Origin of the sequence: Streptomyces sp. ISL-36 (assembly GCF_018614205.1) — a bacterium.
GTDB lineage: Bacteria > Actinomycetota > Actinomycetes > Streptomycetales > Streptomycetaceae > Streptomyces.
This window is the reverse complement of record NZ_JAGGOS010000073.1, coordinates 19,896-43,592: the sequence shown is the minus strand read 5'-3', so window position 1 is coordinate 43,592 and position 23,697 is coordinate 19,896. Positions and strand designations below refer to the sequence as shown.

Below are 23,697 nucleotides of genomic sequence, written 5' to 3'. Positions count from 1 at the left end.
GCCCCCGGTGTCCCCTCCGCCGACCGAGGAACCCGCCACGAAGTTGACGCGCCGCCCCGCTCGCCGCGGAGCGCAGGGCACCCACGGGGCGCCCGTCACCCTCTCCGGCACGACGTCGCCGTCCGAACGGCCCCACGCGCGCGTGCCACCCTATTGATCCGGCGATCCGGCACTTCCTCCACGGGACCCCAACAGGCCGTCGACCAAGGCCCGTACGGAGGTGGTGAAGAGGCGCTCGGTGTCGACGGGGGCCGCCAGGGCGCGGGCCAGGGCCAGGTCGGAGCCGGCGGGCCCGGGGGAGGCGGCCGCCCACAGTTCCTCCTCGGCGGGGGACTGGACCGGGGCCCGCTCGCGGTTGCGTTCCACCAGGACATGGCCGACGACCTGGAACTGCACCGCACGGACCACCTCCGCCGCCTTCGCCCCGCGCAGACCGGCGGCGTGCACCTCATGGGCCAGGACCCGCTGGGCGGGCAGGAACATCCGTTCCGTCAGGCCCCTCTCGTGGACCATCGCCACCAGATGCGGGCGGGCGCGCAGCTCGCGGCGGAGCGCGCGGGCCACCGACACGATCCGGGCGGCCGGTGTGCGGCCGCGCGGGGTGATCGCGGAGAGATCGGCGACCGTCCGCTCGACCAGCGCGTCGAGAAGGGACTCGCGGTTGCCCACGTGCCAGTAGATCGAGGTGACCGCGGTGCCGAGCTCGGCGGCGAGCCTGCGCATGGTGAGGGCGTCGGGGCCGTGCTGCCTCACCAGGGCCCCGGCGGTCTCCAGCACCTCTTCGCGGCTGAGTGCGGTACGAGCCATCGTCCCCCCAAATCCCTTGCGTGCACGCCTCTTTACCCTTTCCCCGCGCCGGTGTAACTGTGTTACAGGCCGACGATCCCTGAAGGGCGGTACGTCATGGCACGAGTACGGTACGGGGCGCGCACCGAGGCCGAGATCACCGCGGCTCGCACCAAGAGCGCGAAGCTCCCCGACATCTGGTCCACCGGAGTGGTCGCCGTCTGGGAGACCGACCCGGACGTGGTCGCGGCCGTCCTGCCGCCCCCGCTCAAACCCACCGAACGGCCCCTCGTCCGCGCCACCGTCTCCCAGGTCGACCTCCCCGGCTACCCCCTCGGCGCCGGATCGGTCGCCGTCGCCGCCGCACACGGCGACCAGCAGGGCTGGTATCCGCTGGTCATGCCGATGACCCACGAGCGGGCCCTCGTCGGCGGCCGCGAGGTGTTCGGAGAACCGAAGAAGCTCGGTGAGGTCGTCGTCGAGCGCGACGGACTCGTCGTGCACGCCTCGCTCGCCCGGCACGGCATCGCCTTCGTCGAGGTGCGCGGCGCGGTCTCCGGCCGGCTGCCCCTGCCCGAGCCCGCCGAGAGGACCGACTTCTACTTCAAGTTCCTGCCGGCCGTGGACGGCTCCGGCTTCGACGCCGACCCCGTCCTCGTCCACTGCGTCCGGCACGAGAAGGTCCGCAGGCTGGAGCGGATCACGGGCGACATCGTGCTGCGCGAGTCCATGTACGACCCCGTCGCCGACCTCCCCGTACGCCGGATCGTCGAGATCACCCTCGGCGAGAAGACCACCGACCAGAAGGGCAGGGTCGTGGAACGGGTCAGCGCCCACGCCCTCCTGCCCTACGTCCACCAGCGCTACGACGACCCGCGGCAGATCCTCGACGCGCCCCCGGAGGGATCGACCGGGGGGAGTGCGTGATGGAACTGCACGAGGGGCAGGTCGCCGTCGTCACGGGCGCGGCGAGCGGCATCGGGCTCGCGATGGCCCGCCGCTTCGCCGCCGAGGGGCTCGCCGTCGTCCTCGGCGACGTCGAGGAGGCCGCGCTCGCCAGGGCCGCCGAGGAACTCATGGAGGACGGGGCCCGGATCCTCGCCCGCACGGTCGACGTATCCGACCCCGGATCCGTACGGGCGCTCGCGGACGCCACGTACGACACCTTCGGCGCCGTCCATGTGCTCTGCAACAACGCGGGCGTCGGCTCCGGCGCCGAAGGACGCATGTGGGAGCACGACCCCAACGACTGGAAGTGGGCGTTCGCCGTCAACGTCTGGGGCGTCTTCCACGGCATCCAGGCCTTCGTCCCGCGCATGATCGCGAGCGGTGAGCCCGGCCACGTCGTCAACACCTCCTCCGGCGACGGCGGGATCGCGCCGCTGCCGACCGCCTCCGTCTACGCCGTCACCAAGGCCGCGGTCGTGACCATGACCGAGTCGCTGTACGCCCACCTGAAGGCCGAGCACGCGCGCGTGGGCGCGTCCGTTCTCTTCCCCGGGCCGCACATGCTGCGCACCGGCCTGTGGGAGTCGCACCGCAACAGGCCCGCGCGGTACGCCAAGGAGCGGCCGCGCAGGACCCCGTACCGCAGCCTCGACCAGTGGGAGGCGGCCATGAAGGAGGCCGGGCACGAGGTCGCCTTCACGCCCGTGGAAGAGGTCGCCGAGCACGTCGTCGACGGCATCCGCGCCGACCGGTTCTGGATGCTGCCGCCCAGCGAGCACAGCGACCGGCAGATCCGCGCCCGCTCGCGGTCGATGCTCGACCGCGCCGATCCGTCGTACCTGGAGAGCTTCATCCTCGACTGAGGGGCTTCGCCATGAGCTATGAGGACCCGTATCTGATCGTCTCCTCCGACTGCCACGCCGGCCTGCCCACCGAGCGGTACCGGCCCTATCTCGACAGCCGCTTCCACCGCGCCTTCGACGACTTCCTCGCCGGGCGTGAGGCCCGCCGGGAGGAGATGACCCGGCTCGGGGTGCGCAACGAGGACTTCGCGAACAAGTGGTTCAGCGACAACGAGGAGGGTCTGCGCGGCGGCTGGGACACCGCCCAGCGACTGAAGGAACTCGACGGCGACGGAGTGGCGGCGGAGGTCGTCTTCCCCGACGCGGACGCCGTCGACAGCCGGACCGCCGCCCCCTTCGGCGTCGGCCTCGGCCTCTCCGGCGACCAGGACCCCGACCTCGGCATGGCGGGCGCCCAGGCGCACAACCGGTGGCTGGCCGAGTTCGTCGGCGGCGACGCCGACAACGCGGCACGGCACTGCGGGGTGGCGCTGCTGCCGATCACGGCGGAGCCCTCGCGCGTGGTCGCCGAGATCCACCGGGTCAAGGAGTCCGGCCTCGGGGCGCTGATGATCCCCTCGATGTGGGTCGACAAGGCGCCGTACCACGACCGGCGCTACGACCCGGTGTGGGCGGCCGCGGCCGAGACGGGGATGCCGCTGGTCACGCACTCGGGCGCGGCGCCCCGCGAGGAGTACGGCGACCACCTCGGCATCTACGTCAGCGAGGTGACCTGGTGGCCGGCCAGGCCGCTGTGGTTCCTGCTCTGGTCCGGGGTCTTCGAGCGCCACCCGGGGCTGAGGTTCGGCGTCGCGGAGTCCGGCTGCTGGTGGCTGCCGAACCTGCTGTGGTTCATGGACCGGCTCTACCTGGGCGCCCACGGCGGCAAGAAGCTGTCCCCGTTCGCGGAGCTGAAGCGGCCCCCGAGCGAGTACCTGGACCGGCAGGTCTTCGTCTGCGCCACCAACACCAAGCGGCGAGAACTGGCGCAGCGGTACGAGATCGGCGTCGACAACATCCTCTGGGGCTCCGACTTCCCGCACCCGGAGGGAACCTGGCCGAACACCCGGACGTGGCTCCGCAACACCTTCCACGACATTCCGGTGGCGGAGACCCGCCGGATCCTGGGCCTGGCGGCGGCGGAGGTCTTCGGCTTCGACACCGGCAGGCTCGCGCCGATCGCCCGCCGGATCGGCCCGACCCCGGCCGAACTGGGCCAGTCGCCCGACCAGTCGGCGGTGGAGGCCTCCTGGGCCCGCTCGCGCGAGGTCGGACGCCACTGGCTGACCGACCACGACTTCCCGGTACTGGGAGCGAGCTGATGGACCGGTACACCGTCATCTCCGCGGACTGCCACGCCGGAGCGGACCTCCTCGACTACAAGCCGTACCTGGAGAAGAGGCACCACGACGACTTCGACGCCTGGGCGGCCGGCTATGTGAACCCGTACGAGGACCTGCTCGCCGACACCGCCGACCGCAACTGGAACTCCGAGCGGCGGCTGCGCGAACTGGAGGCCGACGGCATCGTCGCGGAGGTCGTCTTCCCGAACACCATCCCGCCCTTCTTCCCTTCCGCCTCGCTGATGGCCCCCGCGCCCACTCGTGAGGAGTACGAGCTCAGGTGGGCGGGGCTGCGCGCCCACAACCGCTGGCTGGCCGACTTCTGCGCCGACGCACCGGGCCGCAGGGCGGGCGTGGCGCAGATCCTCCTCAACGACGTCGACGAGGCGGTACGGGAGATCCGCCGGGCGAAGCAGGCCGGACTGACCGGCGGGATCCTGCTGCCGGGCGCCCCGCCCGGCAGCGGCGTCCCCGAGCTGTACGCGCGGGCGTACGACCCGATCTGGGCGGTCTGCGCGGAGCTGGACGTCCCGGTCAACCACCACGGCGGCTCGGCCTCGCCGCCGCTCGGCGACGAACCGGCCGCCCGCGCGGTGTTCATGGTGGAGACGACCTGGTTCTCGCACCGGGCGCTGTGGCACCTGGTGTTCGGCGGCGCCTTCCACCGCCACCCGGACCTCAAGCTCGTCCTGACGGAACAGGGCTCGGGCTGGATCCCCGGGGTCATCGAGATGCTGGACTACTACCACGCCCGCCTGGTCGCCGCGGCCTCGCGGGCCGCCACCGCCGAGTCCAAGTTCGGGGCGGGCCTCGCTCAGGCCATGGGCAAGGGCCCCAGCGAGGTCTGGCGCGACAACTGCTTCGTCGGTGCGAGCTTCATGCGCCCGCACGAGGTGCCGCTGCGCGACCGGATCGGCCTCGACAAGATCATGTGGGGCAGCGACTACCCGCACGACGAGGGCACCACGCCGTACTCCCGCGAGGGTCTCCGCATCGCCTACGCGGGGCTGCCGAGGGAGGAGGTCGCGGCCATGGTGGGCGGCAACGCCGCCCGCGTGTACGGCTTCGACCTGCCGTTCCTGGACTCCCTCGCCGCCGTCCACGGTCCGACCGCCGAGGAGATCGCCGAACCCCTGAAGGAGGTCCCGCCGGACGCGACCAGCCCCGCCTTCGCCCCGGGCGGGTCGGTCCGTGTCTGGTGACGGACCGGGTGAGACCCTCCCGGGGTGACCGATGCCCCCGCCCACGACGAAGCCCACGGCGCGGGCCTCGGCGCCCGTCTCAACTGGCTCCGGGCCGCCGTGCTCGGAGCCAACGACGGAGTCGTCTCCACCGCGGGCCTCGTCGTGGGCGTCGCCGGCGCGACCGAATCCCGGGCCGCGCTCCTGACCGCGGGGCTGGCCGGTCTCCTCGCCGGCTCGATGTCGATGGCGGCGGGGGAGTACGTCTCGGTCTCCACCCAGCGCGACTCGGAGAAGGCCGCCCTCGCCGCGGAGAAGCGCGAACTGCGGGAACAACCGGAGGCCGAACTGGACGAGCTGACCGACCTCCTGTCGGCCCGCGGCCTCTCCCGGGACGTCGCCCGCGAGGCCGCCGAGCAGCTCACCGAACGCGACGCGCTGCGCGCCCACGCGCGCGTGGAACTGGGTATCGACCCCGACGACCTCACCAACCCCTGGCACGCGGCCGCCGCCAGCTTCCTCGCCTTCACGGCCGGCGCGCTGCTCCCCCTCCTCGCGATCGTCCTCCCGCCCGCCTCGACCCGCCTCTGGATCACCGTCCTCTCCGTCCTGACCGCCCTCGCCCTCACCGGCTGGTGGAGCGCCCGCCTGGGCGCGGCCCCCTCGGGCCGGGCGATGCTGCGGAACGTGGGAGGAGGGGCGCTGGCGATGGCGGTGACCTACGGGGCGGGGTCACTCCTGGGCGCGGCGGGCATCTGAGACACCCCGGGCGAGGCGTCTTGTCGGAAGGTGCCAAAGCCTGCTGACAAGTCGTCTCGCATACTTGTTGGTAACAACGTCTAGCCGCACCCCGACGCCCCCCTCTACCGTCATCGGCATGCCGAACCTGCCCGATGTCGTGCTGTGGTCCATACCCGCGTTCGTGCTGCTCACCGTGGTGGAGATGGTCAGCTACCGACTCCATCCCGACGAGGACGCCGCCGGGTACGAGGCCAAGGACGCCGCCACCAGCCTCGGCATGGGGATCGGCAGTCTGGTCTTCGACCTCCTCTGGAAGATCCCGATCGTCGCGATCTACACCGCGGTCTACGAGCTCACGCCGCTCCGCGTCCCCGTGCTGTGGTGGACGATCCCGCTGATGCTGCTCGCCCAGGACTTCTTCTACTACTGGCAGCACCGCGGACACCACGTCATCCGCATCCTGTGGGCCTGCCACGTCGTGCACCACAGCAGCCGCAAGTTCAACCTCACCACCGCGCTGCGCCAGCCCTGGACCAGTCTGACGTCCTGGCCGTTCTACCTGCCGATGATCGCCCTCGGGGTGCACCCGGCCGCTGTGGCCTTCTGCTACTCCGTCAACCTCGTCTACCAGTTCTGGATCCACACCGAACGCATCGACAAACTGCCCCGCCCCTTCGAGTACGTCCTCAACACGCCCTCCCACCACCGCGTCCACCACGCCTCCCAGGGCGGCTACCTGGACCGGAACTTCGGCGGCATCCTGATCGTCTGGGACCGGATGTTCGGCTCGTGGGTGGGGGAGGCCGACAAGCCCGTCTTCGGGCTCACCAAGAACATCGAGACCTACAACCCGCTGCGCGTCGCCACCCACGAGTACGCCGCCATCGCCCGGGACGTACGGGCCGCGACCAGCTGGCGCGAGCGCGCCGGACGGGTCTTCGGCGGACCCGGATGGCAGCCCGGGCCGCAGCCGCGCGAGAACCCGGGGCCCGCCGCGCCGGAGGCCGCCGCGTGAGGAGCCCCGCTGTCGCTGCCGCCCCGGCCCGGGCGACCGCCGTCTCCCGCGTACTCCTCGCCGCCTTCCTCCTCGCCGTCGCCGTCGACCTCGTCTCCCTCCTCGCCGGGGCCGAGCTCGGCCACCGGATCGCCAAGCCGCTGCTGATGCCGCTGCTCGCCGCCCACGCGGTGACCCGAGGCGCCCCCCGACTCCTCACGGCGGCCCTCCTCCTCGGCTGGGGCGGGGACGTCTTCCTGCTCTCCGACGCCGACTGGGCCTTCCTCGTCGGCATGGGGTCCTTCGCCGCAGGACACGTCTGCTACCTGGCGCTCTTCGCAGGACGGCGTACGTCCGTCCCGCTCGGGATCGGGTACGCCGCGGCCCTCACCGGCACCGTCGCCCTCCTGTGGCCCGACCTCCCCGCCGAGCTCCGCGTCCCCGTCGCCGGCTACTCGCTCCTGCTCACCGCCATGGCCTACCGCGCGAGCTCGCTCGGCCTCGCCGCCGGCGCGGGCGGAGCGCTCTTCCTGCTCTCCGACACCCTCATCGCGACCGGTGTCGCCGACTGGCCCCAGCTGCCCGCCCCCGAATTCTGGGTCATGCTCACCTACATCGCCGCCCAGTACCTGCTGACGGCGGGCGTCCTGAAAGCGGAGTACGGTGAACGTCGTACAACCGTCTGACAGCAAGGACCGCCCGCCATGCGCGCCACCACCATCCACGCCCCGTTCGACATGCGCGTGGAGGACGTGCCCGACCCGGTGATCAAGGACTCCACGGACGTCGTCCTGCGGGTCCTGCGCGCCTGCATCTGCGGCAGCGACCTGTGGGCCTACCGCGGCGAGTCGGCCCGGCAGCCCGGCCAGCGGATCGGCCACGAGTTCCTCGGCGTCGTGGAGGAAGTGGGTTCCGAGGTCACCGGCTTCGACCCCGGCGACCTCGTCGTCGCCCCCTTCGTCTGGTCCGACGGCACCTGCGCGTACTGCGCCGAAGGTCTCCACACCTCCTGCCCTCGCGGCGGCTTCTGGGGCTCCGTCGGCTCCGACGGCGGCCAGGGCGAAGCCGTCCGCGTCCCCTTCGCCGACGGCACCCTCGTCAGGCTTCCCGCCGACGCGGCCTCCGACGACCGCCTGCTGACCGCGCTCCTCGCGCTCTCCGACGTCATGGGCACCGGACACCACGCGGCCCTCGGCGCGGGTGTGCAGCCCGGCTCCACCGTCGCGGTCGTCGGTGACGGCGCCGTCGGCCTGTGCGGCGTCCTCGCCGCCAAGCGCCTCGGCGCCGAGAGGATCATCGCGCTCGGCCGCCACACCGCCCGCACCGACATCGCGCGCACCTTCGGCGCCACCGACGTCGTCGCCGAACGCGGCGAGGCCGCCGAGGCCGCCGTCCGCGAGCTCACCGGAGGCCAGGGCGCCCACGCCGTCATCGAGGCCGTCGGCACCGAGCAGTCCATGCGCACCGCCGTCGCGATCGCCCGTGACGGCGGCTCCATCGGCTACGTCGGCGTCCCGCACGGCAGCGGCACCGGACTCGACCTCTCCGTCATGTTCGACCGGAACATCGCGCTCAGGGGCGGCGTCGCGCCCGTCCGCGCGTACATCCCCGAACTGCTCCCCGACGTCCTCGACGGCACCATCGACCCGTCGCCGGTCTTCGACCTGACCGTCGGCCTCGACGGCGTCCCCGCCGGCTACCGGGCCATGGACGAGCGCACCGCGCTGAAGGTCCTCGTCAAGCCGTAGATCACGGCGTCGTCCACGCGCGCCCGCCGTAGGTCACGGCGTCGTCCACGCGGGCGCGTCGGCGCCCGCGACGCCCGGCGGGCGCGCCCAGCCCGCCGGGCCCCCGTCGTACACCACCGGCGACAGCGCGTGCCGCAGCCGACCCAGCGGGCCGTCCGTCTCCGTCAGATACCGCTCCGGCTCGTAGCGCGGGAGCGTGTGCGTCAGGAAGTGCCCCGTCCGGGCGAGGGCCAGGCGCACGACACGGGTGCCGCCGTCCCGGTCCTGCTCGGTCAGGGAGCGCAGCACCGCCGCCGCGAGCAGATAGCCCGTGCCGTGGTCCAGGGCCTGCGCCGGCAGCGCCCCCGGCTGCTCCGCCGAGCCCTCGGTCACCGCGATCCCCGTCGCCACCTGCACCAGGCTGTCGAAGCCCCGCCGCCCGCCCCACGGGCCGTGGTCGCCCCAGGCCGAGAGCTGTGCGGTCACCAGACCGGGCCGGTGGAGGTCGAACCAGTCCAGGGCGCCGGGACGGTAGCCGGTGACCAGCACGTCCGCCGCGTCGAGGAGTTCGTCGAACGTGCGCCGGCCCGAGGGGCTTTCGAGGTCGAGCGCCGCCGTCCGCTTCCCGAAGTCCGTGTCCGCGTGCTGATCGGGCAGCTCGGGATTGCCCGGCGGATCGACACGGAGCACGTCCGCCCCCAGCAGGGCGAGCGTGCGCGTGGCGACCGGGCCCGCGATGACCCGGGTCAGATCCAGGACCCGCAGGGGACCGGAGCGCCGCCGAGGGGCCGCGTCGTCGAGCCGCTCCCGGGTCAGCAGCGGCCGCGCCGCCACCTCCCGGCCCTGCTCGTGGGCCGCCCACTCCTCCGGCGTGCGCAGCGCGACCGCCAGCCCCCCGGCCGCGTACACGGCCGTCTCGGCCTCCACGGCCGTCCGCCCGGTGATCGCCTCCTGTACGGCCTCCACCGACTCCCCGCGCACCCCCAGCGCCGAGAGGAGCGCCGCCCGGTGGTGGGGATAGTTGGCGTGCGTACGGATCCAGCCGTCGGAGGCGCGCCAGAAGCGGGACAGCGGCGCGAAGTTGACCGGAGCCCGCCCGTCGACGCGCAGATGACGCTCGCTCACGAACGCGGTGGCGACGGCCCCGTCGTCCACCCGGACCCGCCCGGGGGCGCCCTCCCGCTCGACGGCGGCCAGACCCGCGACCGCGACCGTGGCCCGGGCCAGCTCCATCACCGGCAGCCTGGCCGGCAGCAGCCCCGAGGGCCCGCCGTACGACACGCGGTCGAGCAGGGCGGGATCGCCGCCCAGGGCCGACCACAGCAACTCCGTACCCGTACGCACTGTGTTGTCCATGACCGCATGATGGCACTCAGTGCCACGCGAAAGGACCCCGGTGTGGCGCACCACACCGGGGCCCTTCGTGCGGTGTTACTTCCGCACGGCGTCGAGCGCGTCGATGAGGCCCGCGCCGTAGAAGCCGTTCTTGCTCTTGCCGCCCTCGCACACCGCGTCGACCTTGCCGTCGCCCTCGATGTCGTACGGGTTCGTGCAGGCGCGGTCGTCGGCCTGCGCGTACAGCAGCGCCTTGAGCGCCGCCGGGCTCGCGTGCGGGTGCGTCGATTTCAGCAGCGCGAGCACGCCGGCCGTGTGCGGCGCGGCCATCGACGTACCGGCCTTGTAGTTGTAGCCCCCGTTGACCGTGGTCGACAGGATGCGGCCGTTGACCGCCGGGGCGTCCGGGGTCTGGTACTCGGTACGGTCGCCGCCGGGCGCCGCGATGTCGACGACCCCCAGACCGTAGTTGGAGTACGAGGCCTTCAGGTCCTTCGCGCCCGTGGCGGAGACCGTGACCACGCCCGGGAGCATCGAGGGGTAGTCGAAGCACTCCTGGGGGTCGATGACCCGGGTCACCGGCGTGGTGTCGTTCGGGCTGGTGACGTCCGTGATCTCGTCCGCCGCCAGGTCCATCTTGGAGTTGCCGGCCGCCGCGACGTTGACGGTGCCCTTGCGCTCCGCGTAGCGGGTGGCACGGGTGACCGCCTCGATCAGGGCCTTCTGGTCGGCGTCGTTCTTGCACGCGAACAGCCACGGGTCGGTGTAGTAGCTGTTGTTCGTGATGTCGACACCGTGCTCGGCCGCCCACACGAAGCCGCAGACGACGGCCTCGGTGTAGAAGAAGCCGGCGGAGGTGGACACCTTGATGCCCGAGACCTTCACGCCCGGCGCGACGCCGGTGACGCCGATGCCGTTCTTGGCGGCGGCGATCGTACCGGCGACATGCGTGCCGTGGTCGCTCTCGCCCGGGTTCGGGCGCCACGAGCCGGGAGTGGTGTCCGGGGCACCGGTCACACAGTTCGCCGAGGCGGCGGCGTCGAAGTTCGGCGCCAGGTCCGGGTGGGTGTCGTCGACACCCGTGTCGATGACGCCGACCGTCACCTTGCTGCTGCCGAGCGTCTTCTGGTGGGCCTTGTCCGCCTTGATGGCCGGGAGGTCCCACTGCAGCGGCTCCAGCGGGTCCTGCCCGTCGGTGGCGCCCGCCGCCGCGGCCGTGGCCTCGGCCGCGGTGAGCGCCTGGGCGCCCTCGCCGACGGAGGTGTCGCTCTGGACGGAGAGCGGGGCGGTGCGCGTCGCACCGGCCGACACCACGCCGCGGGCCTGGCGGATCGTCTTCGCGAACTCCGGGTTCTGCGAGTGGACGACTATGACGCCTATCTGGTCATAGGAGATGACCACAGTGCCGCCGGCGGCGGTGATCGCCTTCTTCACCGAAGCGGCCGTCCAGCGGCCTCCCTCGATGTTCACGACGTACGACAGCTTGGGGCCGTCGGTCGAGACGGCGGCCGTCGCGGGGGCGTCGCTCAGTTCCGCGGCGGATGCGCCGGTGGGAAGAAAGCCGAGCGAGGCCGTGAGCGCGAGACCGGCAGGCAGAGCGAGTACTCGGCCGCGTCTCGATCCCAGATGAGCCATGGGTTCTCCACATCATCCGTATGTACTGCCCGAACGCCGGTTGCGCGCGGGCAGGTGCATGACGAGTGAAGTTATCGCTGATCTTCCCGACCCTTCAATGAGTTGAGAGGACTTGATGCAGATCCGGAGGAAGATCCAGAAGATCCCCGGGAAGAAAAAGGTGGGCGGTGAACCGCGTCGCCCCGGCCTCCGTGCCGTTGTGCAGGGGAGGAGCTCCGTCCGGAGCCCCGTCCGGAGCGCCGTCCCCCACCCCCCAGCGAGGCCCCTTTTGTCCATGCCCACCCCACCCGCGTCGCGAGGAGATTCCGTGGCTACCGATGCACCGCCGCCGCCCGAAAGCGGAACGGAGACCGACACCGGTCCCGTCCAGCCCACGACCGAGGCCTTCGTCGAGGTGCAGGAGAGTGCGGAATTCGGCGAACTGCGCCGCACGTACCGCTCCTTCGCCTTCCCCCTGACGGTCGCCTTCATCGCCTGGTACCTGCTGTACGTGCTGCTCTCCAACTACGCGGGCGGCTTCATGGGCACCAAGCTCTTCGGCAACGTCAACGTGGCGCTCGTCCTCGGCCTCGGCCAGTTCGCCACCACCTTCCTCATCGCCTGGCTCTACTCGCGGCACGCGGCGAACCGCCTCGACCCGAAGGCAGACGCCATCAAGTCCCGGATGGAGGCCGACGCGTGAACAGCACCCTCCTGCTGGCGGCGGGCAACGCGACCAGCGAGCACCGGCCGCTGATCATCACCCTCTTTGGCGCGTTCGTCGTCGCCACCCTCTTCATCACCGTCTGGGCGGGCCGCCAGACCAAGAGCGCCGCCGACTTCTACGCCGGCGGCCGCCAGTTCACCGGCTTCCAGAACGGCCTCGCGATCTCCGGCGACTACATGTCCGCCGCTTCCTTCCTCGGCATCGCGGGCGCCATCGCGCTCTTCGGCTACGACGGCTTCCTCTACTCGATCGGCTTCCTGGTCGCCTGGCTGGTCGCCCTCCTCCTGGTCGCCGAGCCGCTGCGCAACTCCGGCCGCTTCACCATGGGCGACGTCCTCGCCTACCGGATGCGCCAGCGCCCCGTCCGTACCGCCGCCGGCACCTCCACCATCGTCGTGTCGATCTTCTACCTGCTCGCGCAGATGGCCGGCGCGGGCGTGCTCGTCTCGCTGCTCCTCGGCATCACCAGCGACGGCGGCAAGGTCGCCATCGTCGCCCTGGTCGGCGTGCTGATGATCGTGTACGTCACCATCGGCGGCATGAAGGGCACCACCTGGGTGCAGATGGTCAAGGCCGTCCTACTCATCGCGGGCACGCTCCTGATCACCTTCCTCATCCTGCTGAAGTTCAACTTCAACCTCTCCGACCTGCTCGGGGCCGCGGCCACCAACAGCGGCAAGGGCTCGGCGTTCCTGGAGCCCGGCCTCAAGTACGGCGTCTCCAGCATCTCGAAACTGGACTTCATCTCGCTCGGTATCGCGCTCGTCCTCGGCACCGCCGGCCTGCCCCACATCCTGATCCGCTTCTACACGGTGCCGACCGCCAAGGCCGCCCGGAAGTCGGTCAACTGGGCCATCGGCATCATCGGCGCCTTCTACCTGATGACGATCGTGCTGGGCTTCGGCGCCGCGGCCCTGCTCAAGAACAGCGACATCGTCGCCTCCAACAAGGCGGGCAACACGGCCGCGCCCCTGGCGGCCCTGGAGATCGGCGGCGGCGCCGAATCGACCGGCGGAGCGATCCTGCTCGCGGTCATCTCCGCCGTCGCCTTCGCCACCATCCTCGCCGTGGTCGCCGGACTGACCCTGGCCTCGTCCTCCTCCTTCGCGCACGACATCTACGCCAACGTCATCCGGCGCGGAAAGGCCACCGAGAAGGAGGAGGTGCGCGCCGCCCGCTGGGCGACCGTCCTCATCGGCATCGTCTCCATCGCGCTGGGCGCGCTCGCCCGCGACCTCAACGTCGCCGGACTGGTCGCCCTCGCCTTCGCGGTCGCCGCCTCCGCCAACCTGCCGACGATCCTCTACAGCCTCTTCTGGAAGCGGTTCACCACCCAGGGCGCGCTCTGGTCGATCTACGGCGGTCTGATCTCCTCGGTCGTCCTGGTGCTGTTCTCGCCGGTCGTCTCCGGCAAGCCCACCTCGATGTTCAAGACCGTGGACTTCTACTGGTTCCCCCTGGAGAACCCGGGCCTGGTCTCCATCCCGCTGGGCTTCCTGCTCGGCTGGCTCGGCTCGCTCCTGTCGAAGGAGGAACCGGACAAGGGCAAGTACGCGGAACTCGAGGTCAAGTCCCTGACCGGTGTCGGAGCGCACTGAACCGTATACGGTAGGCAATCGCCGGACGGCCGCGTCGTAGAGTTCTACGACGCGGCCGCGTCGGTCCTCGTGACAATCGTCCGTGCTCGTTGTCGGCGCGCTCACGTAGGCTCGGGTACATACCAAGTCGCCATCCGCGAGATGGGGGAGGGGGCCCACAGTGCTCATCGACACCTACGGCCGGGTCGCCACCGACCTGCGTGTTTCGCTCACGGACCGATGCAACCTGCGCTGTACGTACTGCATGCCCGAGGAGGGCCTGCAGTGGCTGGCCAAGCCCGATCTGCTCACCGACGACGAGATCGTCCGGCTGGTACGGATCGCGGTCACCGACCTCGGCGTCACCGAGGTCCGCTTCACCGGTGGCGAGCCCCTGCTCCGCCCGGGGCTGGTCGGGATCGTCGAGCGGTGCGCGGCTCTGGAGCCCCGCCCCAAGATGTCCCTGACCACCAACGGCATCGGGCTCAAGCGCACCGCGGCCGCCCTGAAGGCCGCCGGCCTCGACCGGGTCAATGTCTCCCTCGACACCCTGCGGCCCGACGTCTTCAAGACCCTGACGCGCCGGGACCGCCACCACGACGTCCTCGACGGCATGGCCGCCGCCCGCGAGGCCGGCCTCACCCCGGTCAAGGTCAACGCGGTCCTGATGCCCGGGCTCAACGACGACGAGGCCCCCGACCTGCTGGCCTGGGCGGTGGAGAACGCCTACGAGCTGCGCTTCATCGAGCAGATGCCGCTCGACGCCCAGCACGGCTGGAAGCGTGACGGCATGATCACCGCGGGGGACATCCTCGAGTCGCTGCGGACCCGCTTCACCCTGACCGCCGAGGGCGCCGACGAGCGCGGTTCGGCACCCGCCGAGCGCTGGGTGGTCGACGGCGGACCGCACACCGTCGGTGTCATCGCCTCGGTCACCCGCCCGTTCTGCCGGGCCTGCGACCGGACCCGCCTCACCGCGGACGGCCAGGTCCGCACCTGCCTCTTCGCCACCGAGGAGACCGATCTGCGGGCCGCGCTGCGCGCGGCGGAGCCGAGCGAGGCGTCTGACGCGGAGATCGCCCGGATCTGGAAGCTGGCGATGTGGGGGAAGAAGGCCGGTTCCGGTCTGGACGACCCGAGCTTCCTCCAGCCGGAGCGCCCGATGTCAGCGATCGGCGGCTGAGTCCCACTCCGCGAGCGGGACGACGTCCTTGAGGAATCCTCGTACCCCGAGGAACTGCGAGAGGTGCTCGCGGTGCTCCTCGCAGGCGAGCCAGGTCTTGCGCCGCTCCGGGGTGTGCAGCTTGGGGTTGTTCCACGCCAGTACCCACACCGCGTCGGCACGGCAGCCCTTGGCGGAACAGATGGGGGTTTCGTCGCTCACCGGATTGATCACGGTTCATTGTCCCAACAAGGGCGACGCCGAGCAGCCACGGGGGGAGCTGCCCGGCGTCGGTCCGTCGCTCCGACGGGGGATGCGGAGCGCGTAGGAAGTATGTCACGGGGAATGGGGTGTGGTGCACCGGAACTTCATGATTGATCTGAGCTTTTCTTGAGCTTTCCGAAGGCGTGGATGATCAACTCTGTCCGGACGGATGCTCCTCGTGGGCTTCCGTGCGGGCCTTCGTGGAGGCCTCCCCGACAGGGAGCTCCGGATGCGTCGCCGCCGGTACGAACGTGGAGGGAAGGGACGGCGATTTCTCCCGCCCCGCGTTCGCGATGACGACAGCGATGTAGGGCAGCACTCCACCGAGCACCAGCGCCACGATGGCCACATGCCGCTCGACGTTCCACAGAGTGGCCGCGGCGATCACCGCCAGGGTCCGTACCGTCATCGAGATCACGTACCGCCGCTGCCGGCCGCGCACATCGTCGGTCAGGCCCTGACGGGCCCCGGTGATCCGGAAGACCTCGGTCTCGTCATGCCTCCGCATCACAATCCACCACCAGCGTCCACGCCGGACACTCCCCGATCCGGACCTGTCTCCACGGTACGCCCGACGTACGAGGCGGAGGAGCCCGGGTCACGTATGGGTCCGTCCGACATGCGCAGTATCGCCGTCGGGCCGAGACTGGGGCCACATGCGCAGATTGCGCCGCATGAGGAGGCGATCATGAGTTGGTTGTGGGCGATCATCTGGGGCTTGGTACTCGGCCTGATCGCCAAGGCGATCATTCCGGGGAAGCAGCAGATCCCCCTGTGGCTGACGACCGTATTCGGAATTCTCGGCAGCGTGCTCGGCAATGCCGTCGCGACCTGGATCGGAGTCAACGACACCAAGGGAATCGACTGGACACGGCACCTGCTCCAACTCATCGGCGCGGTCGCCGTGGTGGGCGTCGGCGACATGCTCTGGGCCTCGATCAGAGGCAACAGACAGCGAGCGTGACACCGGGCGGGAGCCCGGAGGACAGCCCCGACGGCGGAACGGAGGCCCGGTACGCGCGCCACGCGCGTACCAGGCCTCCGTCATGTCCTGCCTGTCATGCCCTTGCCTGTCGCCGTCGTGCCTGTCGTGCCGTCGTGCCGTCGTGCCGTCGTGCTTCGGGCGTCAGCCCTCGGCGCCGACCTCGATCGCCGCCAGGTTCTTCTTGCCCCGGCGCAGCACCAGCCAGCGGCCGTGCAGCAGCTCGTCCGCCGACACCTCGGCGTCCTCGGCGGTGACCTTCACGTTGTTCACGTAGGCACCGCCCTCCTTCACCGTCCGCCGCGCCGCCGATCTGCTCGGTGCAAGACCGACCTCGGTGAAGAGGTCCACGACCTGCCCGAGCTCCGCCACGCGCGCGTGCGGCAGCTCGGAGAGCGCGGCGGCCAGCGTGGGCGCGTCCAGCTCGGCCAGGTCGCCCTGCCCGAACAGCGCCTTGGAGGCGTTGATGACGGCCGCGCACTGCTCGGCGCCGTGCACCAGCGTCGTCAGCTCCTCGGCCAGCGCCCGCTGAGCCGTACGGGCCTGCGGCCGCTCGGCGGTGACCTTCTCCAGCTCCTCCAGCTCCGCGACGGACTTGAAGGACAGGATCCGCATGTACTTCGTGATGTCCCGGTCGTCCACGTTCAGCCAGAACTGGTAGAACGCGTACGGCGTGGTCATCTCCGGGTCGAGCCAGACGGCCCCGCCCTCGGTCTTGCCGAACTTGGTCCCGTCCGCCTTCGTCATCAGCGGCGTCGCCAGCGCGTGCACGACCGCGTCCGGCTCCAGACGGTGGATCAGGTCCAGGCCGGCCGTGAGGTTGCCCCACTGGTCGCTGCCGCCCTGCTGCAGCACGCAGCCGTAGCGGCGGTACAGCTCCAGGAAGTCCATGCCCTGCAGCAGCTGGTAACTGAACTCGGTGTAGCTTATGCCCTGCTCGGACTCCAGCCGCCGGGCCACCGAGTCCTTGGTCAGCATCTTGTTGACCCGGAAGTGCTTGCCGATGTCCCGGAGGAACTCGATCGCCGACATCCCGGCGGTCCAGTCCAGGTTGTTCACCATGACCGCCGCGTTCTCCCCCTCGAAGGAGAGGAACGGCTCGATCTGGGTGCGCAGCCGGTTCACCCAGTTCGCGACCGTCTCCGGGTCGTTCAGGGTGCGCTCGGCCGTCGGCCGCGGGTCACCGATCTGACCGGTGGCCCCGCCGACCAGCGCCAGCGGCCGGTGACCGGCCTGCTGGAGCCGGCGGACGGTGAGCACCTGGACCAGGTGACCGACGTGGAGACTGGCCGCGGTCGGGTCGAAACCGCAATAGAACGTGACGGGACCGTCCGCGAGAGCCTTGCGCAATGCGTCCTCGTCGGTGGACTGGGCGAAGAGCCCACGCCACTTCAGCTCGTCGACGATGTCCGTCACGATCTTCGGTCTCCTTGATTGGTGGTCGTCACGCCGTCACTCAGTCTAGGCGCGTCATACGCCCTTGCTGACCGAGCTCATGTTGAAGTCCGGCACCCGCAGCGCCGGCATCGCCGCCCTCGTGAACCAGTCGCTCCACTCGCGCGGCAGCGTCTTCTCCGTCCGCCCCGCCTCGGAGGCCCGCGACAGCAGGTCCACCGGCGACTCGTTGAACCGGAAGTTGTTCACCTCGCCGACCACCTCGCCGTTCTCGACGAGGTAGACGCCGTCCCGGGTCAGCCCGGTCAGCAGCAGCGTCGCCGGGTCGACCTCGCGGATGTACCAGAGGCAGGTCAGCAGCAGACCGCGCTCGGTCGAGGAGACCATCTCCTCCAGTGAGCGCTCGCCACCGCCGTCCAGGATCAGGTTCCCCGCGCCGGGCGCCACGGGCAAGCGAGTAAGTGCCGCCGTGTGCCGGGTCGTGATCAGGTGCTCGAGCCGGCCCTCCCGTACCCAGTCCGTCCGCGCCATCGGCAGGCCGTTGTCGAAGACCGAGGAGTCGTCGCCCGAGGAGTGCGCGATGACGAACGGCGCCGACTCCAGGCCCGGCTCGTTCGGATCGCTGCGCAGCGTCAGCGGCAGCGGGGAGAGCGTCTCGCCGAGACGGGTCCCGCCGCCCGGCTTGGAGAAGACCGTGCGGCCCTCCACCGCGTCACGGGCCGTCGAGGACCACAGCTGGTAGATCAGCAGGTCCGCCACGGCCGTCGGCGGCAGCAGCGTCTCGTACCGCCCGGCCGGCAGCTCGATCCTGCGCTCCGCCCAGCCGAGCCGCTGCGCCAGGTCGGCGTCGAGCGCCGCCGGGTCGACGTCCTTGAAGTCCCGGGTGGAGCGCCCGGCCCAGGCGGAGCGGGAACGGTCGGGGGACTTGGCGTTCAGCTCCAGGGTGCCGTTGGGCTGGTCGTGCCGGAGCCGCAGACCCGTCGAGGTGCCGAGATAGGTCGAGGTCAGCTGATGGTGGGCGAACCCGTACAGCTCTCGGCCGCCGGAGCGGGCCCTGGCGAAGGCCTCGCCGAGCGTCGGCGCGAAATCGGTGAAGACGGCGGACGTCGTCTCGGCCGGCGCGTCCCCGAAGTCGGGGGAGGCGTCGACGCCCTCCACCAGCGGCTGGGCGTCCTCGGCGGGCCCCGCGGCCCGGGCGGCGGCCTCGGCGGCCCGCACCAGCGGCTCCAGGTCGTCGACGGTCACGGCGGAGCGCGAGACGACACCGGAGGCCGTGCCCTGGGCGCCGTCGACGGTCGCGATGACGGTGAGGGTCCGGCCACGGGTCACACCGTTGGTGGTCAGCGCGTTGCCGGCCCAGCGCAGATTGGCGGAGGACTCCTCGTCGGCGATGACGACGCACCCGTCCGCGCGGGACAGCTCCAGGGCCCGCTCGACGATCTCGTACGGCTTGCTGACGCGGCTCATCGACCGGCCTCCTGCGTGGTGTTCAGAATGTTGACGCCCCGGAAGAGGGCCGACGGGCAGCCGTGCGAGACCGCCGCGACCTGGCCCGGCTGGGCCTTGCCGCAGTTGAACGCGCCACCGAGGACGTACGTCTGCGGGCCGCCGACCTTCTCCATCGAGCCCCAGAAGTCGGTCGTCGTCGCCTGGTACGCGACGTCCCGCAGCTGACCGGCCAGCCTGCCGTTCTCGATGCGGAAGAAGCGCTGACCGGTGAACTGGAAGTTGTAGCGCTGCATGTCGATCGACCACGACCGGTCGCCGACCACGTAGATGCCGCGCTCCACACCCCCGATCAGATCCTCCGTGGACAGCCCGCCCGGATCCGGCTGCAGGGAGACGTTCGCCATCCGCTGCACCGGCACATGGCCCGGCGAGTCGGCGAAGGCGCAGCCGTTCGACCGGCCGAGGCCCGTGAGCTTCGCGATCCGCCGGTCCAGCTGGTAGCCGACGAGCGTGCCGTCCTTCACCAGGTCCCAGCTCTGCGCCTCGACGCCCTCGTCGTCGTACCCGATGGTCGCGAGCCCGTGCTCGGCGGTGCGGTCACCGGTGACGTTCATGATCGACGAGCCGTACGCCAGCTTCCCCAGCTGGTCGAAGGTGGCGAACGAGGTGCCGGCGTACGCCGCCTCGTAGCCGAGCGCCCGGTCGAGCTCGGTGGCGTGGCCGATCGACTCGTGGATCGTCAGCCAGAGGTTCGACGGATCGACCACCAGGTCGTACGTCCCCGCCTCCACGCTCGGCGCCCGCATCTTCTCCGCGAGCAGCTCCGGGATCCGCTCCAGCTCCGCGTCCCAGTCCCAGCCGGTGCCCGTCAGGTACTCCCAGCCCCGCCCGGCCGGCGGCGCGATCGTCCGCATCGAGTCGAACTCGCCGGTCGTCTCGTCGACGGCGACCGCCGTGAGCTGCGGGTGCAGCCGGACGCGCTGCTGGGTGGTGACGGTGCCCGCCGTGTCGGCGTAGAACTTGTTCTCATGGACGGTCAGCAGCGACGCGTCCACATGCGCCACTCCCTCCGCCCGCAGCAGCCGGTCGCTCCAGTCGGCGAGCAGCGCGCTCTTGTCGGCGTCGGGAATGTCGAACGGGTTGATCTCGTACGACGAGATCCAGGTCCTCTCGGCGTGCACCGGCTCCTCGGCGAGCTCCACCCTCTCGTCCGAGCCGGCCGCCGCGATCACCTTCGCGGACAGCTTGGCCATGGCGACGGCCTGCGAGGCGACCCGCGCCGCCCCGTCCATGGTCAGATCGACCCCGGAGGCGAACCCCCACGCCCCGCCGTGCACCACCCGCACCGCGTACCCGAGGTCCGTGAGGTCCGAGGATCCCGACGGCTTGGCGTCACGCAACCGCCAGGAGGCGCTGCGCACCCGCTCCAGGCGGAAATCGGCATGCTCGGAGCCGAGGGCACGCGCGCGTGCGAGCGCCGCGTCGGCGAGCGCCCGCAGCGGCAGCGCCGTGAAGGCTGCGTCGATGGAATGAGGCACGAATGTCTCCTGTCGTATGAGACCGGTCGACCCCGATCATGTCGCGCTTTCCGTCGCGATGCCCAGGTCTTTCTGTAGGGACCCGACAGTGCCGCGCGGACGCCACTGTCAGGGGTCGATTCCTCGCGGAAGGGGTGGGACCGATAGGTTTCCGAGGTAACAGACCGTTTATCGAAAGGGTGATCCGTTGAGCCGCTCGGTTCTCGTCACCGGTGGAAACCGGGGCATCGGCCTCGCGATCGCCCGCGCGTTCGCCGAGGCCGGCGACAAGGTTGCCGTCACATACCGCTCCGGAGAGCCGCCGGCCGGCTTCCTGGCCGTCAAGTGCGACATCACCGACTCCGAGCAGGTGGAGCAGGCGTACAAGGAGATCGAGGAGAAGCACGGCCCGGTGGAGGTGCTGGTGGCCAACGCCGGCGTCACCAAGGACCAGCTCCTCATGCGGATGTCCGAGGAGGACTTCACCTCCGTCCTCGACACCAACCTCACCGGCACCTTCCGGGTCGTCAAGCGCGCCAACCGCGGCATGCTGCGGGCCAAGAAGGGCCGCGTCGTCCTGATCTCCTCGGTCGTCGGACTCCTCGGCTCGGCGGGACAGGCCAACTACGCCGCCTCCAAGGCCGGCCTCGTCGGTTTCGCCCGTTCCCTCGCCCGTGAGCTCGGCTCGCGCAACATCACGTTCAATGTCGTCGCGCCCGGGTTTGTCGACACCGACATGACCAAGGTGCTCACCGAGGAGCAGCGCGCCGGCATCGTGTCCCAGGTGCCGCTGGGCCGTTACGCGCAGCCCGAGGAGATCGCCGCCGCGGTGAAGTTCCTCGCCTCGGACGACGCCTCGTACATCACTGGAGCCGTCATCCCGGTTGACGGCGGATTGGGCATGGGTCACTGATCACATGAGCGGAATTCTCGAGGGCAAGCGCATCCTGATCACCGGTGTGCTGATGGAGTCCTCCATCGCCTTCCACGCCGCCAAGCTGGCCCAGGAGCAGGGCGCGGAGATCATCCTCACCGCCTGGCCCCGGCCGACGCTGACCGAGCGCATCGCCAAGAAGCTGCCCCATCCCGACAAGGTGAAGGTCCTGGAGCTCGACGTCTCCAACGACGAGCACCTCGCGCGTCTGGAGGGCCAGGTCCGCGAGCACCTCGGCGACCGCCTGGACGGCGTCGTGCACTCCATCGGCTTCGCGCCGCAGGACGCGCTCGGCGGCAACTTCCTGAACACGCCGTTCGAGTCCGTGGCCACCGCCATGCACGTCTCGGCCTTCTCCCTGAAGTCCCTGACGATGGCGCTGCTGCCGCTGATGAGCGAGGGCGGTTCGGTCGTCGGCCTCACCTTCGACGCGCAGTTCGCCTGGCCGCAGTACGACTGGATGGGCCCGACCAAGGCCGCCCTGGAGGCCACCAGCCGCTACATGGCCCGTGACCTGGGCAAGCAGAACATCCGCTGCAACCTGGTCTCGGCCGGCCCGCTCGGTTCGATGGCCGCCAAGTCCATCCCGGGCTTCTCGGAGCTGGCCTCCGTGTGGGACAGCCGCTCCCCGCTGCAGTGGGACCTCTCCGACCCGGAGCCGGCGGGCCGCGCCATCGTCGCGCTGCTCTCCGACTGGTTCCCGAAGACGACCGGCGAGATCGTGCACGTCGACGGCGGTCTGCACGCGATCGGCGCCTGAGCGGGCACACGACGTACGAAGGCCGGGAGCGCGTCCCCACGGGGACGGGCTCCCGGCCTTCGCCGTCCCGCGGCCCCTCCCCGAGTCGAAAAGTAGGTCGAACCGCCTCAGACTGGATCGGAGTGTGACATTCCAGCTATTGGCGGGGAGGAGGTACGGGCATGCGCGCGCTTCCTCGCAGGGCCGCCGCCCTTGCCTCGGCCGTCGCTCTGCTCGCCGGGATCGCCGTCGCCGCCGAGGTCCGCGCCGCTCCCGCTCCCACGGAGGACCCCGCGGTCACCGTCGCGGAGGATCCCGAGAACTTCGGCGCCTCCTGCCGCACGGTCGTGGAGGGCTCCCGCGTCACCGCGTACTGCCACAACCCCTATCCCGGCACCGATCGCGTCCGTCTGCACGTCGAGTGCGACCGGTGGTGGGACGTGGACACCGACAGCGCCCCCGTCGACGTGGACCCGACGGCCTACGTCCGGCTCTCCGGGCGCTGCTGGAAGGAAGTCCGCTCCGCCTGGCTCACCCACCAGCCGGCCGAGGCCCCTCCCGGCCCTGCCGGGGTGTCACCGGAACCGGCCGAGGCGCCACCGGGATCGGCCGAGGGGCTTCCCGGCCCTGCCGGGGTACCACCGGGACCGGCCGAGGACCCTCCTGCGCCTGTCACGGCGCCACTGGGACCGGTCGAGGCGCCGAAGGCCGAGGCGCCTCCCGCGTCTGCCGGGCCGTCTATGCCGGTCCCAGGTTCCTGAGGCACATGAACGGGTATCCGGCCGCCTCCGCCGCCGCCGTGTCCGCGTCGCCGTCCCTGATCGCCTCGACCAGACGCCCATGATCCATGTGGTGCTCCGGCCGCAGCTCCTGGCCCACGTCGTCGCGCAGCCACTGGCGCAGTACGTGCCCGAGGTCGGCGTACAGCTCGGTCAGCACGTCGTTGTGCGAGGCGACCACCACCGCGTGGTGGAAGGCGCCGTCCGCCGTCACGAAGCGCTCGGCGTCGCCGGAGGCCCACGCCTCCTCCCGTCCCGCCAGGAGGGCGTCCAGCTGCTTCAGGTCCCGCTCGGTACGCCGCTGGGCCGCGAGCCGGGCCGCCGAGGACTCCAGGGTCGAGCGCAGCTCGGCGATGTGCCGCGGGTCGGACGCGGCGAACCGCCGGTGCATGACCCCCGCCAGCTCGCTGGTGGCGACGACGTAGGTGCCGGAACCCTGCCGGATGTCGAGCAGCCCGTTGTGCGCGAGGGCGCGGACCGCCTCGCGCACCGTGTTGCGGGCCACGCCCAGTTGCTCGACCAGTTCCGGTTCCGTGGGGATCCGTGACCCGACCGGCCACTCGCCGGAGGTGATCTGGTTCCGCAGCTCGGTGATCACCTGATCGGAGAGCCCGGAACGCCGGGGAGACCCGAGCGCCATGATGCACCTTCCATTTGGTTC

The 23,697-nt window shown here is 71.1% G+C and carries 24 protein-coding genes; 15 read left to right on the top strand and 9 right to left on the bottom strand.

Annotated features, from left to right (window positions below):
* Positions 1-150: 150 nt before the first annotated feature.
* Positions 151-807 (bottom strand): TetR/AcrR family transcriptional regulator, encoded by a 657-nt coding sequence (locus tag J7E93_RS19930; RefSeq protein WP_215071264.1) that lies wholly within the window; start codon positions 805-807, stop codon positions 151-153.
* Positions 808-903: 96 nt separating this feature from the next.
* Here J7E93_RS19930 and J7E93_RS19925 point away from each other — a divergent pair, with 96 nt between their 5' ends.
* From J7E93_RS19925 to J7E93_RS19890, 8 genes are all read left to right on the top strand, one after another.
* The gene (locus J7E93_RS19925) at positions 904-1,713 is read left to right on the top strand and encodes an acetoacetate decarboxylase family protein (protein WP_215071263.1); all 810 of its coding nucleotides are present in this window, start codon (positions 904-906) and stop codon (positions 1,711-1,713) included.
* Positions 1,713-2,597, top strand: a complete 885-nt coding sequence (locus tag J7E93_RS19920; protein WP_215071262.1) for an SDR family NAD(P)-dependent oxidoreductase — start codon at positions 1,713-1,715, stop codon at positions 2,595-2,597. Before J7E93_RS19925 ends, J7E93_RS19920 begins: the two co-directional genes overlap by 1 nt.
* A gap of 11 nt (positions 2,598-2,608) precedes the next feature.
* On the top strand, positions 2,609-3,898 hold the full coding sequence (locus J7E93_RS19915) for an amidohydrolase family protein (protein WP_215071261.1): 1,290 nt from the start codon (positions 2,609-2,611) through the stop codon (positions 3,896-3,898).
* Complete coding sequence (locus tag J7E93_RS19910) at positions 3,898-5,121, top strand: amidohydrolase family protein (RefSeq protein WP_215071260.1); 1,224 nt, start codon at positions 3,898-3,900, stop codon at positions 5,119-5,121. Before J7E93_RS19915 ends, J7E93_RS19910 begins: the two co-directional genes overlap by 1 nt.
* 24 nt (positions 5,122-5,145) lie before the next feature.
* A complete protein-coding gene (locus tag J7E93_RS19905; RefSeq protein WP_215071259.1) occupies positions 5,146-5,859 on the top strand; it encodes a VIT family protein in 714 nt (237 codons plus the stop codon).
* Between the two features lie 118 nt (positions 5,860-5,977).
* On the top strand, positions 5,978-6,856 hold the full coding sequence (locus tag J7E93_RS19900) for a sterol desaturase family protein (protein ID WP_215071258.1): 879 nt from the start codon (positions 5,978-5,980) through the stop codon (positions 6,854-6,856).
* Positions 6,853-7,521 carry a lysoplasmalogenase gene (locus J7E93_RS19895; protein ID WP_308368724.1) on the top strand — a complete coding sequence of 223 codons (669 nt, stop codon included), beginning with the start codon at positions 6,853-6,855 and terminating at the stop codon, positions 7,519-7,521. The genes J7E93_RS19900 and J7E93_RS19895 overlap by 4 nt, the downstream gene beginning before the upstream one ends.
* A gap of 18 nt (positions 7,522-7,539) precedes the next feature.
* A complete protein-coding gene (locus J7E93_RS19890; protein WP_215071256.1) occupies positions 7,540-8,583 on the top strand; it encodes a zinc-dependent alcohol dehydrogenase family protein in 1,044 nt (347 codons plus the stop codon).
* Positions 8,584-8,616: 33 nt separating this feature from the next.
* Here J7E93_RS19890 and J7E93_RS19885 read toward each other — a convergent pair whose 3' ends face one another.
* Positions 8,617-9,918: a CoA transferase gene (locus tag J7E93_RS19885; protein ID WP_215071255.1), complete on the bottom strand. Its 1,302-nt coding sequence runs from the start codon at positions 9,916-9,918 to the stop codon at positions 8,617-8,619.
* 75 nt (positions 9,919-9,993) lie between these two features.
* Entirely contained in the window at positions 9,994-11,532 is a 1,539-nt protein-coding gene (locus tag J7E93_RS19880; protein ID WP_215071254.1) for a S8 family serine peptidase, read from the bottom strand.
* A gap of 307 nt (positions 11,533-11,839) precedes the next feature.
* On the opposite strand from J7E93_RS19880, the gene J7E93_RS19875 reads away from it, so the two are divergent.
* The 3 genes from J7E93_RS19875 to moaA all read left to right on the top strand — a co-directional run bounded on the left by J7E93_RS19875 (position 11,840) and on the right by moaA (position 14,998).
* Positions 11,840-12,214, top strand: coding sequence for a DUF485 domain-containing protein (locus tag J7E93_RS19875; RefSeq protein ID WP_215071253.1), 375 nt, complete (start codon positions 11,840-11,842; stop codon positions 12,212-12,214).
* Positions 12,211-13,836, top strand: a complete 1,626-nt coding sequence (locus tag J7E93_RS19870; protein ID WP_215071252.1) for a cation acetate symporter — start codon at positions 12,211-12,213, stop codon at positions 13,834-13,836. Before J7E93_RS19875 ends, J7E93_RS19870 begins: the two co-directional genes overlap by 4 nt.
* Before the next feature lie 160 nt (positions 13,837-13,996).
* Positions 13,997-14,998 (top strand): GTP 3',8-cyclase MoaA, encoded by a 1,002-nt coding sequence (gene moaA, locus J7E93_RS19865; protein WP_215071251.1) that lies wholly within the window; start codon positions 13,997-13,999, stop codon positions 14,996-14,998.
* Here the strand turns inward: moaA and J7E93_RS19860 are convergent.
* Positions 14,981-15,199, bottom strand: a complete 219-nt coding sequence (locus tag J7E93_RS19860) for a hypothetical protein (RefSeq protein ID WP_215071250.1) — start codon at positions 15,197-15,199, stop codon at positions 14,981-14,983. The two genes, moaA and J7E93_RS19860, sit on opposite strands and share 18 nt — an antisense overlap.
* 193 nt (positions 15,200-15,392) lie before the next feature.
* Complete coding sequence (locus J7E93_RS19855; protein WP_215071249.1) at positions 15,393-15,749, bottom strand: DUF3099 domain-containing protein; 357 nt, start codon at positions 15,747-15,749, stop codon at positions 15,393-15,395.
* Positions 15,750-15,929: 180 nt separating this feature from the next.
* Between J7E93_RS19855 and J7E93_RS19850 the strand changes: the two genes are divergently transcribed.
* On the top strand, positions 15,930-16,205 hold the full coding sequence (locus J7E93_RS19850) for a GlsB/YeaQ/YmgE family stress response membrane protein (protein ID WP_215071284.1): 276 nt from the start codon (positions 15,930-15,932) through the stop codon (positions 16,203-16,205).
* A gap of 162 nt (positions 16,206-16,367) precedes the next feature.
* Here the strand turns inward: J7E93_RS19850 and tyrS are convergent, their stop codons facing one another.
* Genes tyrS through J7E93_RS19835 form a run of 3 tightly spaced genes read right to left on the bottom strand, consistent with a single transcriptional unit; the run spans position 16,368 to position 20,605 of the window.
* Positions 16,368-17,639: a tyrosine--tRNA ligase gene (gene tyrS, locus J7E93_RS19845; protein WP_215071248.1), complete on the bottom strand. Its 1,272-nt coding sequence runs from the start codon at positions 17,637-17,639 to the stop codon at positions 16,368-16,370.
* A gap of 54 nt (positions 17,640-17,693) precedes the next feature.
* Complete coding sequence (locus tag J7E93_RS19840; protein WP_215071247.1) at positions 17,694-19,085, bottom strand: metallopeptidase TldD-related protein; 1,392 nt, start codon at positions 19,083-19,085, stop codon at positions 17,694-17,696.
* A complete protein-coding gene (locus J7E93_RS19835; RefSeq protein ID WP_215071246.1) occupies positions 19,082-20,605 on the bottom strand; it encodes a TldD/PmbA family protein in 1,524 nt (507 codons plus the stop codon). The genes J7E93_RS19840 and J7E93_RS19835 overlap by 4 nt, the downstream gene beginning before the upstream one ends.
* 187 nt (positions 20,606-20,792) lie before the next feature.
* Here J7E93_RS19835 and fabG point away from each other — a divergent pair, with 187 nt between their 5' ends.
* The 3 genes from fabG to J7E93_RS38390 all read left to right on the top strand — a co-directional run bounded on the left by fabG (position 20,793) and on the right by J7E93_RS38390 (position 23,018).
* Positions 20,793-21,497, top strand: a complete 705-nt coding sequence (gene fabG / locus J7E93_RS19830; protein WP_215071245.1) for a 3-oxoacyl-[acyl-carrier-protein] reductase — start codon at positions 20,793-20,795, stop codon at positions 21,495-21,497.
* Between the two features lie 4 nt (positions 21,498-21,501).
* On the top strand, positions 21,502-22,278 hold the full coding sequence (gene fabI, locus J7E93_RS19825; protein WP_215071244.1) for an enoyl-ACP reductase FabI: 777 nt from the start codon (positions 21,502-21,504) through the stop codon (positions 22,276-22,278).
* 161 nt (positions 22,279-22,439) lie between these two features.
* Positions 22,440-23,018 carry a hypothetical protein gene (locus J7E93_RS38390; RefSeq protein ID WP_374105405.1) on the top strand — a complete coding sequence of 193 codons (579 nt, stop codon included), beginning with the start codon at positions 22,440-22,442 and terminating at the stop codon, positions 23,016-23,018.
* Here J7E93_RS38390 and J7E93_RS19815 read toward each other — a convergent pair.
* Complete coding sequence (locus J7E93_RS19815; protein ID WP_215071243.1) at positions 22,996-23,676, bottom strand: FadR/GntR family transcriptional regulator; 681 nt, start codon at positions 23,674-23,676, stop codon at positions 22,996-22,998. The two genes, J7E93_RS38390 and J7E93_RS19815, sit on opposite strands and share 23 nt — an antisense overlap.
* Between the last annotated feature and the right edge of the window lie 21 nt (positions 23,677-23,697).

Coding starts and splice junctions, on each gene's coding strand:
- J7E93_RS19930 (WP_215071264.1), bottom strand. CDS start 807: ATGGCTCGTACCGCACTCAGCCGCGAAGAGGTGCTGGAGACCGCCGGG.
- J7E93_RS19925 (WP_215071263.1), top strand. CDS start 904: ATGGCACGAGTACGGTACGGGGCGCGCACCGAGGCCGAGATCACCGCG.
- J7E93_RS19920 (WP_215071262.1), top strand. CDS start 1,713: ATGGAACTGCACGAGGGGCAGGTCGCCGTCGTCACGGGCGCGGCGAGC.
- J7E93_RS19915 (WP_215071261.1), top strand. CDS start 2,609: ATGAGCTATGAGGACCCGTATCTGATCGTCTCCTCCGACTGCCACGCC.
- J7E93_RS19910 (WP_215071260.1), top strand. CDS start 3,898: ATGGACCGGTACACCGTCATCTCCGCGGACTGCCACGCCGGAGCGGAC.
- J7E93_RS19900 (WP_215071258.1), top strand. CDS start 5,978: ATGCCGAACCTGCCCGATGTCGTGCTGTGGTCCATACCCGCGTTCGTG.
- J7E93_RS19890 (WP_215071256.1), top strand. CDS start 7,540: ATGCGCGCCACCACCATCCACGCCCCGTTCGACATGCGCGTGGAGGAC.
- J7E93_RS19885 (WP_215071255.1), bottom strand. CDS start 9,918: ATGGACAACACAGTGCGTACGGGTACGGAGTTGCTGTGGTCGGCCCTG.
- J7E93_RS19880 (WP_215071254.1), bottom strand. CDS start 11,532: ATGGCTCATCTGGGATCGAGACGCGGCCGAGTACTCGCTCTGCCTGCC.
- J7E93_RS19855 (WP_215071249.1), bottom strand. CDS start 15,749: ATGCGGAGGCATGACGAGACCGAGGTCTTCCGGATCACCGGGGCCCGT.
- J7E93_RS19850 (WP_215071284.1), top strand. CDS start 15,930: ATGAGTTGGTTGTGGGCGATCATCTGGGGCTTGGTACTCGGCCTGATC.
- J7E93_RS19840 (WP_215071247.1), bottom strand. CDS start 19,085: ATGAGCCGCGTCAGCAAGCCGTACGAGATCGTCGAGCGGGCCCTGGAG.
- fabI (WP_215071244.1), top strand. CDS start 21,502: ATGAGCGGAATTCTCGAGGGCAAGCGCATCCTGATCACCGGTGTGCTG.
- J7E93_RS38390 (WP_374105405.1), top strand. CDS start 22,440: ATGCGCGCGCTTCCTCGCAGGGCCGCCGCCCTTGCCTCGGCCGTCGCT.
- J7E93_RS19815 (WP_215071243.1), bottom strand. CDS start 23,676: ATGGCGCTCGGGTCTCCCCGGCGTTCCGGGCTCTCCGATCAGGTGATC.